General features: G+C 72.9%; 12 protein-coding genes. 8 read left to right on the forward strand and 4 right to left on the reverse strand.

Translation table 11 applies throughout. From position 1 onward, the window contains the following. Positions 1–339 precede the first annotated feature (339 nt). Genes E4P38_RS07670 through E4P38_RS07685 form a run of 4 tightly spaced genes read left to right on the forward strand, consistent with a single transcriptional unit; the run spans position 340 to position 3,930 of the window. Positions 340–1,416, forward strand: a complete 1,077-nt coding sequence (locus tag E4P38_RS07670; RefSeq protein ID WP_135131162.1) for an ABC transporter substrate-binding protein — start codon at positions 340–342, stop codon at positions 1,414–1,416. A 23-nt stretch (positions 1,417–1,439) separates the two neighbouring features. Further along, positions 1,440–2,264 (forward strand): ABC transporter ATP-binding protein, encoded by an 825-nt coding sequence (locus E4P38_RS07675; protein WP_209308991.1) that lies wholly within the window; start codon positions 1,440–1,442, stop codon positions 2,262–2,264. Continuing rightward, positions 2,261–3,064, forward strand: a complete 804-nt coding sequence (locus E4P38_RS07680) for an ABC transporter permease subunit (RefSeq protein WP_135131163.1) — start codon at positions 2,261–2,263, stop codon at positions 3,062–3,064. Before E4P38_RS07675 ends, E4P38_RS07680 begins: the two co-directional genes overlap by 4 nt. Continuing rightward, positions 3,061–3,930 carry an ABC transporter permease subunit gene (locus tag E4P38_RS07685; RefSeq protein WP_135131164.1) on the forward strand — a complete coding sequence of 290 codons (870 nt, stop codon included), beginning with the start codon at positions 3,061–3,063 and terminating at the stop codon, positions 3,928–3,930. The genes E4P38_RS07680 and E4P38_RS07685 overlap by 4 nt, the downstream gene beginning before the upstream one ends. A gap of 12 nt (positions 3,931–3,942) precedes the next feature. Here the strand turns inward: E4P38_RS07685 and E4P38_RS07690 are convergent, their stop codons facing one another. From E4P38_RS07690 to E4P38_RS07705, 4 genes are all read right to left on the reverse strand, one after another. Next, on the reverse strand, positions 3,943–5,040 hold the full coding sequence (locus tag E4P38_RS07690; protein WP_245160868.1) for an AI-2E family transporter: 1,098 nt from the start codon (positions 5,038–5,040) through the stop codon (positions 3,943–3,945). 113 nt (positions 5,041–5,153) lie between these two features. Beyond that, on the reverse strand, positions 5,154–7,934 hold the full coding sequence (locus E4P38_RS07695; RefSeq protein WP_135131166.1) for a hypothetical protein: 2,781 nt from the start codon (positions 7,932–7,934) through the stop codon (positions 5,154–5,156). Further along, entirely contained in the window at positions 7,921–9,702 is a 1,782-nt protein-coding gene (locus tag E4P38_RS07700) for an HSP90 family protein (RefSeq protein ID WP_135131167.1), read from the reverse strand. Before E4P38_RS07700 ends, E4P38_RS07695 begins: the two co-directional genes overlap by 14 nt. 85 nt (positions 9,703–9,787) lie before the next feature. Further along, positions 9,788–10,456, reverse strand: coding sequence for a hypothetical protein (locus E4P38_RS07705; protein WP_135131168.1), 669 nt, complete (start codon positions 10,454–10,456; stop codon positions 9,788–9,790). A 183-nt stretch (positions 10,457–10,639) separates the two neighbouring features. On the opposite strand from E4P38_RS07705, the gene E4P38_RS07710 reads away from it, so the two are divergent. From E4P38_RS07710 to E4P38_RS07720, 4 genes are all read left to right on the forward strand, one after another. Further along, complete coding sequence (locus tag E4P38_RS07710; protein ID WP_135131169.1) at positions 10,640–11,809, forward strand: histidine kinase; 1,170 nt, start codon at positions 10,640–10,642, stop codon at positions 11,807–11,809. After that, positions 11,806–12,459, forward strand: a complete 654-nt coding sequence (locus tag E4P38_RS07715; protein WP_135131170.1) for a response regulator transcription factor — start codon at positions 11,806–11,808, stop codon at positions 12,457–12,459. Before E4P38_RS07710 ends, E4P38_RS07715 begins: the two co-directional genes overlap by 4 nt. 26 nt (positions 12,460–12,485) lie before the next feature. Continuing rightward, on the forward strand, positions 12,486–12,608 hold the full coding sequence (locus E4P38_RS23830) for a hypothetical protein (RefSeq protein WP_280791062.1): 123 nt from the start codon (positions 12,486–12,488) through the stop codon (positions 12,606–12,608). Positions 12,609–12,634: 26 nt separating this feature from the next. Next, a partial coding sequence (locus tag E4P38_RS07720; protein ID WP_135131171.1) for a serine/threonine-protein kinase occupies positions 12,635–13,601 on the forward strand: 967 nt, incomplete at its 3' end.

Genomic DNA, 13,601 nt, shown 5'->3' on the forward strand with positions numbered 1-13,601 from the left:
GAACCCCCCGCGCCACGCTCGAACCGTGGCTCCGGGGGCGCCGCGGGACTCGGGCGAACGACCCACCCAGTCATGGCCGTTTCCGGAACTCCCGGCACCCGCTGCAGCAGAGCGGGTGTCGCGTGCCGGCCCGCCGACCTCCACCTCGCACCCCGGGGAAGCAATCGGTTGCGGTCCGCTCCCCCGTCTCGCTGGACGTGGGCCTGCGGGAGGAGACGACGATCACGGCACCTCGCAGCAGCTGGTTACGGCGACGAAACACGACGCCTGCTCGGCGGAAACGTCGATCGGAGAACTTGTGAGCCGCCCGCCCCGAACCCTGCCGAGTGAGGACCCTCGATGACCTTCCGCTCAACTCCTGGCCGTGCCGGCCTCCGCCGCACCGCGGCAGCGGCGACCGCCGTCGGCCTCGCTCTGACCCTCGCCGCCTGCGGGAGTGACGACGAGTCGGACTCCAGCTCCTCCGGGGAGGGCGGGTTCGGTGAGCTGTCGGTCCAGCTGTCCTGGATCAAGAACGCGGAGTTCCTCGGGGAGTACATGGCCGACACCAACGGCTACTACTCCGACGCCGGGTTCGACTCGGTGAACCTGGTCGCCGGCCCTTCCACCGGTGTCGCCGAGCTCGTGCAGGGGGCGGCCGACGTGGCGCTCAGCGATGCGGTGTCGGTCGGCACGGCCGTCGCCAACGAGGACGCGCCGGTGAAGATCATCGGCACGACCTACCAGAAGAACCCCTTCACGATCCTGTCGCTGGCAGCGGGCGGGAACATCGCCACCCCAGAGGACATGATCGGCAAGCGGATCGGCGTCCAGGACTCCAACACCAGCCTCTTCGAGGGGCTGCTGGCCGCCAACGACATCTCCCCCGACGAGCTCACCATCGTGCCGGTGCAGTACGACCCGTCGGTGCTGGTGAACGGCGAGGTCGACGGCTTCATGGCCTACCTGACCAACGAGTCGATCACCGTCTCCGCCGACGGCACCGCGGTCACCAACCTGCCCTTCGCCGACAACGGCCTGCCGTTCGTCGCCGAGACGTTCACCGCCACCGACCAGTCCATTGCCGAGGACCGCGACAAGCTCAAGGCGTTCCTGGAGGCCGAGATCCGCGGCTGGATCGACGTCCTGAAGGACCCGGAGGCTGCCGTCGACGTGTGCCTCGAGTCCTACGGCGCCGACCTGGGCCTCGACCGCGCCAACGAGATCGTCTCGGCCACCACGGCCAACGACGAGCTGATCACCTCCGACGAGACTCGGGAGTTCGGCCTGTTCACGATCTCCGACGAGCTCCAGGAGGAGACCGTGACGTCCCTGGCCGGCGCGGGTGTCGACGTCGAGGTGGACCAGCTGTTCGACCTGTCCCTGCTCGCGGAGGTCTACGAGGAGAACCCTGACCTCATGGACTACAGCGCCTGATCGGACGCGGTGTCGTGATCGACGTGACCACCACCGGTGCCCAGGGCGGCCAGCAGGCCGCCCTGGGCACGGGCGTGCAGATCTCCGGCCTGACCAAGGTCTTCGCCATGGGCACCCAGCGGGTGCCCGCACTGGACCACGTGCACCTGCACAGCGACCAGGGCAGCTTCCTGTCGCTGCTCGGGCCGTCGGGCTGCGGGAAGTCGACGATCCTGCGCATCCTCGCCGGCCTCGACACCCCGACCGGCGGCTCGGTCAAGGTCGACGGCAAGGGACCGGCGGAGCTCCGGCGGGGCCACGAGCTCGGCATCGCCTTCCAGGACTCCGCGCTCCTGCCGTGGCGCAGCGTGCTGTCCAACATCCGGCTGCCGTTCGAGGTGGCCGGGGTACGCGTGGACGACGACTACGTCCGGGAGATGGTCGCCCTCGTCGGCCTCGAGGGCTTCGAGAATGCCAAGCCCGCGCAACTGTCCGGCGGCATGCGCCAGCGGGTCTCCATCGCCCGCTCGCTGATCCTCAAGCCGTCGGTCCTGCTGCTCGACGAGCCGTTCGGCGCCCTCGACGACATGACCCGCCAGAAGCTGAACCTGGAGCTGCTGCGGATCTGGACGGAGAAGCCGGCGACCACGCTGATGGTCACCCACGGGATCACCGAGGCGATCTTCCTGTCCGACCACGTGGCCGTCATGAGCCCGCGGCCGGGGCGGATCAAGGAGGTCATGGACATCGACCTGCCGCGGCCCCGCACCCCGGAGATGCAGCGGACGCCGGAGTTCCACGCCTACGTCGACCACGCCTCGGAACTGCTGTTCGGCGGTGCGCTCAGCGGCGACGGGGCCCTGGCATGACGCGGGTGCGACTGCCCTCGTGGGCCGTCGGGGTGGCGGGCTCGCTCGTCATCGTCGCGCTGTGGTGGATCAGCGCGCTCACCGTGTTCTCCGGCGTGGGCGCCGGCGCGCGCCGGGCGATCCCGACCCCGCCCGAGGTCGTCAGCCAGTGGGCCGCCGACGGGGCGACCTTCTACGGGCGCAACTTCGGCGTCACCCTCGTCGAGGCCGCGCAGGGCTTCCTCTGGGGCAACGCCATCGCACTACTGCTCGCCTCCGTGGTGCTCGTCGTCCCCCGCACCGAGGGCCTGATCACGCAGATCGCGACGATCACCTACTGCATCCCGATCGTCGCGATCGGGCCGCTGGTGCTGATCATCGCCGGGGCGCCCGACTCCGGTGACCCCTCGGGGACCGCGATCTTCCTGGCCGCGCTGAGCTGCTTCTTCACCACCGTCGTCGGCACGCTGCTGGGCCTCAGGGCCGCCGACCGGGCCGCCCTCGACGTGGTCACCGTCTACGGGGGCAACGCCTTCACCCAGCTGCGCAAGGTGCGGCTGATCGCGGCCCTGCCGAGCATCCTCACGGCCCTGCAGATCGCCGTCCCGGCGGCGTTTCTCGGCGCCATCCTGGGCGAGTACTTCGGCAAGGTCGACCTCGGCATCGGCCCGGCGATGACCAGCGCGCAGCAGTCGCTCAACGCCGCGCGGGTCTGGGGCATCGCCCTCGCCTCGGGTGCGGTCGCCATCGTCGGGTTCGCCTTCTTCGGCATGCTCGGGCGGCTGGTGACGCCGTGGTCCCGGGGCCGGAGCAGCGCATGACCGCCACCGTCACGCGTCCGGCACCGGAGGCGACGGGCCTCCGCCGGCAGATCCAGCGCGAGGCCTCGCGCTCGGTGCTGCGCGCCGTGGGACGGTCGCTGCTGACCTTCGGACTGACCCTGGTCGTCGTGATCGCCCTGTGGGTGGCCGTCATCGAGCTGTTCGGCATCTCGGCCTACGTGGCCAAGGGACCGCTCGACGTGTGGGCGTACCTGGTCACCGATGACGACGCGGCCGACCACCGCGCGGTGCTGACGGGCGACCTCGGCGTCAGCCTCACCCACGCGTTCATCGGCTTCGTCGCCGGCCTCGTCGTGGCCCTGCTCGGCGCGATCGCGTTCCGGCTGTCCCGGGGCGTCGAGCACGCGCTCATGCCGATCGCGATGCTGCTGCGCTCGGTGCCGCTGATCGCGATGGCTCCGCTGATCATCCTCATCTTCGGCCGGGACGTCGCCACGGTCGCGGTCGTGGCCGGCATCGTCGTCCTCTTCCCCGCGTTGGTGAACATCGTGTTCGGCCTGCACTCGGCCACCCCGGAGACCCTCGACGTGGTCAGCGTCTACGGCGGGAACTCCTGGACGGCGCTGCGCAGGGTCGCCCTGCCGGCGTCGCTGCCCTCGTTCTTCGCCGCCGTCCGCATCTCCGTGCCGGGCGCGCTGACCGGTGCGCTCCTCGTCGAGTGGCTGGCCACCGGCGACGGCATCGGGTCGACCATCCAGACGGCGTACTCGCAGGTCCAGTTCTCCCTGGTCTGGTCGGCGGTCGTCGTGGTGACGGCAGTGTCGTTGGTCCTCTACAACGTCGTCCAGATCGTGGAGACCGTCGTCCTCACCCGCATGGGCATGACGGTGCGCCAGGGCAGCTGAGGCCGATCACGGTCACTCGGCCCGCTCCTTCGTCTCCGGGGTCAGCGCCGGCTCGCGGTCCACGCCCACGGTCGGCTCGTCCTTCGGCTGTCCCCGGCGGTGGTCCCAGACGTCGCGGAGGATCACCTGGATCATGCTGGCGACCGGGATGGCGAGCAGCGCCCCGAGGATGCCGGCGAGTTCGACCGCGATGAGGATCGCGACGATCACCGTCAGCGGATTGAGCTTCACCGTACGGGCGAAGACCAGCGGCTGCAGCAGGTGGTTCTCCAGCTGCTGGTAGAGCACGAAGAAGACGAGCACCGCGATGCCGGCGGGCACCGAGTGGATGAAGGCCGCGGCGACCGCCACCACGCCGCCGATGGTGGCGCCGACGAGGGGAACCAGGTCGGCGAGCCCCACGAAGAGGGCGATCAGCCCGGCGAACGGCACACCGGCGACGAGCAGGACGACGTAGGTCAGGGTTCCGCAGACGACGCTGATGAACAGGTTGCCCGACAGGTACCCGGTGACGGACTTGGCGCAGTCGTGGCCCACCCGGCGGATCCGCTCCGCCCGTGTCGGATTGAAGACGTTCAGCGAGACGTCGACGATCTTCGGCCCCTCGAGAACCATGAGGTAGGCGAGGACGAAGACGGTCACGGTGCCGGCGATGCCCGTGGCCACGCCGGCGAGCACGCCGGCCGCGGGCGTGGTCAGGCCGGTCGCGAAGTCCCGGATCTTGGCCTCGTTGTCCTGCACGTACTGGAGCGCGTTCGTCCGCTCCAGCAGACCGCCGATCGGTCCGCGCCCGTTGCGGGCCTGGTCGATCAGATCCGGCAGCTGGCCGGCGAACTTCGTCCCCTCCCGCGCCAGGGGGACCACGAACGCCGTGATGAGCGCCCCGAGGACGGCGAAGACCAGGAGGAACACCAGGAACGTGGCCAGCGCCCGGCGGCGGCCGCGGAACAGGTGCTTCTGCGCCCACCCGACGAGCGGGTAGAGCGCGACGGCGAAGAACGCGCCGATGACCAGCCAGGTCAGCACCCGCCTGGTCTCGACGACGATGTAGAGCAGTACGACGGTCGCGAGGACCAGGCCGATGGTGGCCAGGATCGTGCGAACGGGCACGGGACGGCGATCCGCGTCCACGGGGAGTGAGGTCACCGCCGTCCAGTGCCCCGACCGGCCGTGGGCAACCCAGTTGAGTCGAACGCCTCGTTCCCCGTCGGCACACGGCCGGGTCAGCGGCTCCGGCGGAACAGCCCCCGTGCGGGCCGCAACGCCTCGTCGCGGGCCGAACGCAGGCTCGCCACCTGTTCCTCCGGCGCCCCCGCGCGGACGAAGGCGTCGATGGCCCGGTCGTACAGGGCCTTCTCCGGCGTGCTGTGGGCGGCGACGGTCCAGAGCGCGTCGGCTTCCAGCATCGGCACGTCCTCCCGGACCGCGACGACAGCCGCCGTCTCCGCGAGGGCCGCCGCCTCGGAGGTGCGGCCGAGGGAGGCGAGCGCGTCGGCCCGGCCCAGATCGACACCGGCCACTGCCACCGGCAGACCCTCCGCCTCGAAGGCGGCGCGAGCCAGGTCGAAGAGCGTCAGCGCCTCCGCCGCCCGCCCGGACAGCAGCAATCGAGCGGCCTGGTCCCGCTGCGCCTCGGCCAGGGTCAGCAGATCGCCCTCCTCCGCCAGCGCGTCGAGGGCAGCCGCTCCTGCGGACAGGGCGTCAGTAACCTCCTCCCGGGCGAAGTGCAGGTCGGTGAGGGCGCGGTAGGTGCGCCCGCGGGCGTGGTGGTCGTCGGCGTCGAAGCATGCGAGTGCCCGTTGCGCGGCGGCCAGGCCCTCGTCGACGTCCCCGTAGTCACCGTTGAGGACGGCGAGGTCGAGCGCGGCCGCACCCTCGAGCCGGCGATCGCCGTCGTCGGCTGCCTGCGCGACGACCTCGGAGAGGATGTCGTAGGCGTTGATGTCCTGGCCGAGGGTCCGGAGCAGGCGGGCGACCAGCAGCCGGGCTCCTGCGGCGCCCGAACGGTCCCCGGCGGCGACGAACAGGTCGACGGCCTCCCAGCCCCGGCCGAGTGCCTCCTCCTCCCGGCCGAGGTCGCGGAGGACCTCCGCCCGTGCCACGGCGGTTTCCGCGGCCTCCCCGCGCGCACCGAGTGCGATCTCTGCCTGTTGGGTCGCCTCGAGGATCTCCAGGGCCCGGACCGGATGCCCTGTGGCGACCAGCAGGCTGCTGAGCAGCCCGCCGACCGCGGCCCGCGCCTCGTCACTCCCGGCGTCCTCGGCCACCTCCCACGCCGTCGACGCTGCGCCCGACCCGCCGTCGAGGTCACCCACGGCCGCGCGACAGTTCGCCTCGGCGGCCCAGCTGTGCGCGACCTCCACGGGATCGGGCGCGAGCTGGGCGCGGGCCTCCGCGAACAGCCCGACGGCCGCTGCCAGCTGCGCGGGGGTGGGATCGGGGCCGAGCTCCAGGACCCGCCATTCGGCCTCGACGATCCGGCACAAGCCGAGCAGGGTCGCTCGGTCCGGTGCGTTCTCGGCGGCGCCGAGCGCGACCTGGAGCCAGTGACGGCAGTGGTCGTCGACCCGCTGCGCGCGACTGAATCCCAGCCGGGCCAGATCCAGCGCTGCGTAGACCTGCTCCTCGAGCTGCCCCTCCAACTCCCCGAGGGCAGCCTCCAACAGCGGGCGTGCCTCGTCGTCCCGGTCGAGCCGGAGCAGGGCCGCACCGATGGTGCGCCTCGCACGCGCGGCCCCCGCCGCGTCGCCCGCGTCGAGGAAGCCGGCCAGGGCTCGCTCGGCCAGCCCGATACGGGCCTCCTCCGCGAGTCCGCTCTCCTTGCGGGCGCGGGTCAGGACGTCCTCCGGTCCCTCCGCGTCCGGCGCAGGTGGCGCGGGAACCGCCACGGTGGAGACCGCTTCCGTCCGGCCCTCCGTGGGAGTTCCGGCGGCCGGCGCGGCCTGTGGGCGCACCGTCAGCCGCTCCTCCACTCTTCTGGACATCGTGTCGGTGCCGTTCCGTCGATCGAAGGCCGCAGCGGCGACGCGTGCCTCCCCTGCCAGGACGTCGGCCAGGGCCGAGGTCCCCGAGGGGCGGGAGCCCAGTGACCGCGTCACCCGGTCGACGCCTGCTTCAGCGAGGGCCGCCGCAACGGCACCGCCCGCTGCGGCCACCCACATGCGGGTGTCGAGGTCGATCGCGTCCCGGTCGCAGACCTCCAGGATCTCGGTCACGAGGTCGAGCGCAGCATCCAGCCGGCCGTGCCGGATGAGGTGGACGACGTGCTGCGCCTGGGTCGTCAGCAGTGACGGGTTGCCCCGGGCCAGGCGCAGGCCCCACTCGTGCAGGCGCTCTGCCTCCTCGGTCTCCCCCAGGTCGGCCAGCGGAGCCAGCAGCACGCCGAGGACGTAGGCGGGCTCCTCCGCGCACACCAGCCGCCCCGCGAGGACGGGACGCGCGATGTCCAGGGCGCGCGCCCGCTCCCCCGCAGCAAGCGCCAGCTCCACCTCCGAGGCGACGTCGCACGCGCGGCAGTCGCCGTACTCCGTCCTGGCGACGAGCCGCCAGCGGCGGTGCGCCTCGACGGCGTCCTCGATCCGGCCGAGGTACAGCGCCAGGGTCCAGTCGATCTTGGCGACGGCGTCCTGCCCGGTGCCTTCCGACTCGTACCGCCGCCGCATCTCGCCCACGACCCCCTCGACCTCCTCGAGCGGGACGTCGGGGATGTCGAGCAACGTCCAGGGCAGCCACTTGAGCGCCCAGTAGGGCCGGTGCGTCTCGAAGCGGCCCGGGTGGGCGTCGATCTGGGCCAGGCACCAGGTCACGGCGACCAGGGCCTTGCGTGCCTCACCGCCGTGCTGCGCGAACTCGGCCAGGGTGCAGCGAGCCTCGAAACCGGCGTCGAGATCGTTCGCCGCGTCCGCGACGCGCACGGCCTCCTCGGCCACCGCCGTCCGGGCGAACCCCGGCGGCATGTCCCAGCCTTCGCTCAGCAGTGACTGGACCGACCTACTGCGAGCCACCGAGGCTCCCTTCGACGAGACGCCCGAGGGCGCCGGAGAGCAGGGCCGTCTCCCGGCCCCGGAGCGGGTGACGACCGAGCAGGAGGGCCTGCAGGTACAGGACCTCGAGCGCGGTCCGCAGTGCGCTGTCCGGCACGGGTCCGGCCAGCCGGTTGACGACCGGATGCCGCCAGTTGAGGACGAGGGCGGCCTCGCGGCGGTCCCGGGACGCGGCCTCGACCCGGCTCAGCACCGGCCCCCAGAAGGATCCGGCGACCTGGGCCGTCTCGCCGACCTCCCGGGCGAAGCGTGCGCCGTCCCCGGCGGTGTACAGGCACGGCAGGGACGACGGGTTGAAGTCGCGCACCTCGACGGTGCAACCGAAGGGAGACAGGATCGGCTCGCACCGGCGGAGCAGTGCGGCGACCGTCGCCTCGTCCCCGGCCGGCACGGGACGCAGCACCGCCGCCAGGTCCTCCGGTTCCACCCGTTCGACGTCGACGCCGGGCAGCACGTCGGCGATCCGGTGCACCAGCTCCTCGTCGTAGGTGTAGCCGGCGTTGACCAGGCACATCCCCTCGGCCGTGGCCACCTGCACCATCTGACTGAAGTCCTCCTTGGTCGCCGCGTACCGGACCGGACCCCGGCGGATGACCTCGCTGAGAGTCATCCGGCCGAGGCTGGTCTCCACCGGCAGCCACGGCGCGAACAGCCGAAGCAACTCGTCGTCGTGCACGGCGAGCGCCTTCAGTGCGAGGGCGTGCACCCGGACCAGCGCCTGCAGCCGCACCGGATCACGGTCGGCCAGCCCGGTCAGCCAGGTCCGCAGGGCGGCACCGAGCCCGTCGCGGACCGCGGCCAGGGTCGCGTCCTCGTAGAGCCCCTCGCGCGAGGCCAGCGGTTGCAGAGCGCTGGTGTCAACGACGACCCGGACGAAGAACGCCCAGTCCGGCAGCAGGCCGTCGACGGTGTCCGACAGCAGCATCCTCTTGAGGTACACGCGGTGCCGCTGCCGAGCCGCCGGGCTGGGGCTGTCGGGCAGCACCAGAGCCACGCCGGTGAGGCCCGCGGCCGGCAGGTCCAGCGGGACGGCGTCCAGGAACTGCTCGCCGAGTTCGTCCTGAGCCCACTCGAGGACGTCCGCCGCGTCGCGACCGACCCACGGCAGCGGACCGCCACCGATGACCTCGTCGCGGCCGCCGGAGCGGAGCACGATCGGTTGCGCGAGCCGTCCCGCGTAGCGGTGGATGAGCGCGCGAACGGTGTCCGGCGCCAGGTGGTCCTCGAAGCCGGCGCGCGCGTCGAGCCACACCGTCGTCCCGGGCCGGTCGCGGCCCTCGCCGTCGGCGAGCTCGCGCAGTTCGTACGTGCCGTCGCTGCGACCCCGCCACGAGACGCCCGGGCCACCGCGGGCGGACCGGGTGACCACGCGGATCTCGTCGCTGACCAGGAAGCAGGACAGGAGCCCGATCCCGAAGCGGCCGAGGTAGTCGGCGCGTGGCTCCAGCAGGGTGTCCCGCTTGGACGAGGACCCGATGGTCGCCAGGAGTTCGTGGACCTCGTCGACGGTCAGTCCGACCCCGTCGTCGTCCACCGACAGGATCGGGCGGCCCTGCGAGTCGTGGCACTCCACCACGACCGCCCCGACCTCCGCCACGCTGCCCCGGGCGGTGAGGGCGTCGACCGAGTTCTGGATCAGCTCCCTGATGTAGACGTCGGGTGAGCTGTACAGATGTGAGGAGAGCAGGTCGATGATGCCGCGCAGGTCGACCTGGAAGGCGTGGCGCACCCGGGCAGGTTAGGTCGGCCTCGACGAGACATCGGTACGGACAGGCCGGGCCGGCCTGTCCGTACCGGGTCGCGAGTCACACCGGTCACAGACATCCGACGGTGGTCAGGATCGCCGGCCGCCCCGCGCGGCGGGACACCGAGACGCTCGCGACGACGATCCAGATCAGGGCGACCAGCCAGACGAGCAGCGCTCCTTCGGCGAACCACACGGCGAGGGAACCGGCCGCCAGAGCGACGGCGACGACGGTCCCCACCCGCCCCGTGCCCCGGCCGAGGACGCCCAGCCGCCGGCCCGCCGCCGCCGCGACCCCGAGCGGCACGGAGACGACCAGCCACCCCAGCACGAAGACGGCGCCGTTGAGCAGCAGCAGCGACTTCGCCGTCTCCGGTGACAGGCCGCCGTCGCCGACCATCACCGTCGCCGCCAGCAGCGGCGCCGCCCCGGAGATGCCGACCGCGGCCGCGAGCGCACCGCCGGCGGCGACCAGCCGCGCCGGCCGGCCGCCGTCCGGCCGCTCGCGCAGCCGCTCCCCGACGACGGAGAAGAACGCACCCAGTGCCAGCCACGCGGCGACGACCCCGTACACCCCGACGACGACGAGGCCCGACGATCCGATGGCGGTCGCGTACTCCGCCGCCGGTGCATGCAGCGACGGCGAGTCCCCGCCGACCTTCGTCAGCTCGTTGCCCACCACCAACAGCACGACACCGCCGCCGCCGAGCAGTGGCGCGGCGATCCTTGAACCGGTCATGGCGACTCCCTGATCCGCCCGCGACGTCCGGGGCCGCGGAGACGGCGGAACGCTAGGTCGGGGTCGCAGGCGGGCACTTCCCCCTGCGCGCTGGTCCTCCTCCCCCTGCAGGACGGGATCGGGCCGGTCCGGCTCGTACCCGAGGGGGAGGTCTGCGCGCCCACTTCGCCCTACGGTGCCCGCATGGCCACCTGGCCGCAGGTGCGACGCATCGTCGACCCGCTGCTCGCCGCCGCTCTCCTCGGGGCGGGGCAGTACGCGGTGTGGGCACTGCCGTCGGCCGAGTCCGGCTTCGTCGCCCCGCCATGGGTGGACGCGCTGTTCCTCGTGCCGGTCTGCGTGCCCGTCGCCTGGCGGACGCGCCGCCCGGTGGCGGTGTTCGCCGTCGTCCTGGGGAGCACCTGGCTGTGGCTGCTCCTCCTCTACGGCGACCAGCCCCAGCCGCCGTTCGTCCCGGCGGTCGCCCTGTGGTTGTCCACGTTCAGCGCCGCCGCCGTCCCGAGGAGCCGGACGGCGTGGGGGGTCGGCGCCGGGCTCGCGGCCTTCCTCGTCTCCACCGACGTCCCGGCCCTGCTGGACGGGCGACCGTGGAGCAACGTCCTCCCGTCCTGGGTCGTGTTCGCGCTGACGTTCGCCGTCGGCCGGGTGGTCGGTCTGCGGCAGCAGCAGGCCGCGGCGGCCGCGGAGCGGGCGGCCCGGTCCGAGGCCGGGCGCGAGGAGGAGGCCCGGCGGGCAGCCGTCACCGAGCGGACCCGCATCGCCCGCGAGCTGCACGACGTCGTCACCCATGCGGTGACCGTGATGGTGGTCCAGGCCGCGGCCGAGGCGCGCACCCTTCCCTCGGGCAGCGCCACCCGAGGCGTGCTGCACGACATCGAGACCACCGGGCGGGAGGCGCTGGTCGAACTGCGCCGGATGCTCGGCGTCCTGCGCAAGGAGGACGGCGCCGGCGACCGCTCCCCACAGCCGTCGCTGCGCGAGCTCGACGGGCTGCTCGGCGCCGCCCGCAGCGGCGGGCTCGACGTACGGCTGGAGGTCCGGGGCCGGCCCGCCGCGCTGCCCGCGGCCCTGGACCTGTCCGTCTACCGGATCGTCCAGGAGGCGCTGACCAACGTCCGCAAGCACGGCAGCCCGGGCCCGGCCGAACTCCGGCTCTCCTACTGCCCGGATGCGCTCGTGGTGGAGGTGGTCAACCCCGCACGCGACCACGGCGCGCCGGACACCCCCGGGCACGGACTCGTCGGGCTGCGCGAACGGGTCGACCTGCACGGCGGGACGCTGGAGGCCGGCCCGGAGCCGGACGGGGAGTTCCGGCTGCGCGCCCGGCTGCCCTACGCCGGGGTGGTCCGGTGACGCTCCGGGTGCTGCTGGCCGACGACCAGACGCTGGTCCGCGCCGGCTTCCGGAAGCTGCTGGAGTCCGAACCCGACGTCGACGTCGTGGCCGAGGCGGCCGACGGACTCGAGGCCCTCCAGGCGGCACACCGGTTCCGCCCGGACGTCGTGCTGATGGACATCCGGATGCCGCGTCTCGACGGGCTCGCCGCCACCGCCCGGCTGGTCGCGGCTCTGCCGGCCACGCGGGTGGTCGTGCTCACCACGTTCGACCTCGACGAGTACGTGTTCGATGCCCTGCGGGCCGGGGCGAGCGGATTCCTGCTCAAGGACGCACCGCCCGAGGAACTCGTCCATGCCCTGCGCGTCGTCGCGGCCGGTGATGCGCTGCTGGCCCCCTCGGTGACCCGGCGGCTGATCGAGGAGTTCGCCCGCCGGCCGGTCCCCCGCGCCGACGACCGTCTACGGGCGCTGACGCCTCGCGAGCGCGAGGTGCTCGTCCTGGTGGCCGGCGGGCTGTCCAACAGCGAGATCGCCGCCCGCCTCTACCTCGGGGAGTCGACCGTCAAGACCCACCTGACGGGCGTGCTCACCAAGCTGGACCTCCGCGACCGCGCCCAGGCGGTGATGCTGGCCTACGAGACAGGCGTCGTCCGGCCCGGCGGATGACCCCGCGGTACGGCAGGCTCGGGGTCATGACCACGCCCGAGCCCGAAACACCCCAGCCGCGCGACATCGCCCTCGAGCAGGAGACTCCCGGGCAGGCGGCCGAACTGGAGGCCCAGAGCGAGGACGAGGGCCCTGCGGACGAATCCTGACCCCGACCTGCGGGTAGGTGCCGATCATGAGTGCTGACACCGGGCCGCGGACCCGTATCGTCGCCGGCCGCTATGCGCTCTCGGAGGTCATCGGCCGCGGCGGGATGGGCACCGTCTGGCTCGCGACCGACCGCGTGCTCGAGCGCGAGGTCGCGCTCAAGGAGATCACCTTCTCCGTCGACGTGACCGACGAGGAGCGCACGATCCTCCGCGAGCGGACGATGCGCGAGGCCCGCGCCGCCGCCCGGCTGGACCACCCGTGCGTCACCACGGTGTACGACGTGGTCGAGGAGGGCGGCAAGCCCTGGCTGGTGATGGAGCACGTGTCCGCCCGCAGCCTGCAGGAGATCCTCGAGGAGCAGGGGCCCCTCGCACCCGCCGCCGTCGCCCGCATCGGGCTCGACGTCCTCGCCGCCCTGGAGGCGGCACACCACGCCGGCATCGTCCATCGCGACGTGAAGCCGGCGAACGTCCTGGTGGGCAAGAACGGCCACGCCTGCCTCACCGACTTCGGGATCGCCACCACGACCGGCGACTCCAGCCTGACGACCAACGGCGCGCTCATCGGCTCGCCGTCCTACATGGCGCCCGAGCGGGTCAACGGGGAGGAGCCGCGCCCCGAGGTCGACCTGTGGTCGCTGGGGGCCACACTCTACGCAGCGGTCGAGGGACGGCCGCCGTTCGCCCGGGGCGAGGCCATGGCGACGATGATGTCCGTCGTCTCCGAGCATCCCGCGCCGATGCTCCGGGCGGGCCCTCTCGAGCCGGTCCTGCGCGGCCTCCTGACGAAGGACCCGGCCGCGCGCACCGCTGCCGACCAGGCTCGGCGACAACTGGACGCCGTCCTCGCCGGGTCCCCTCCGGGATCGCCCCCTCCCCCGCCGGCCGCTGCCGCGCCGCCCGGCCCGCCTCCGCGCGGCGCGCTCCCCGCCGGCTCCGTGGAACGGCTCGACGCCGACGACTTGCGGGCGCTGGCCTCGGCGTCGAAGGCCC

Origin of the sequence: Blastococcus sp. CT_GayMR16, from assembly GCF_004570875.1 — a bacterium.
GTDB lineage: Bacteria > Actinomycetota > Actinomycetes > Mycobacteriales > Geodermatophilaceae > Blastococcus_B.

Coding starts and splice junctions, on each gene's coding strand:
- E4P38_RS23830 (WP_280791062.1), top strand. CDS start 12,486: ATGACCACGCCCGAGCCCGAAACACCCCAGCCGCGCGACATCGCCCTC.
- E4P38_RS07685 (WP_135131164.1), top strand. CDS start 3,061: ATGACCGCCACCGTCACGCGTCCGGCACCGGAGGCGACGGGCCTCCGC.
- E4P38_RS07705 (WP_135131168.1), bottom strand. CDS start 10,456: ATGACCGGTTCAAGGATCGCCGCGCCACTGCTCGGCGGCGGCGGTGTC.
- E4P38_RS07670 (WP_135131162.1), top strand. CDS start 340: ATGACCTTCCGCTCAACTCCTGGCCGTGCCGGCCTCCGCCGCACCGCG.
- E4P38_RS07710 (WP_135131169.1), top strand. CDS start 10,640: ATGGCCACCTGGCCGCAGGTGCGACGCATCGTCGACCCGCTGCTCGCC.
- E4P38_RS07680 (WP_135131163.1), top strand. CDS start 2,261: ATGACGCGGGTGCGACTGCCCTCGTGGGCCGTCGGGGTGGCGGGCTCG.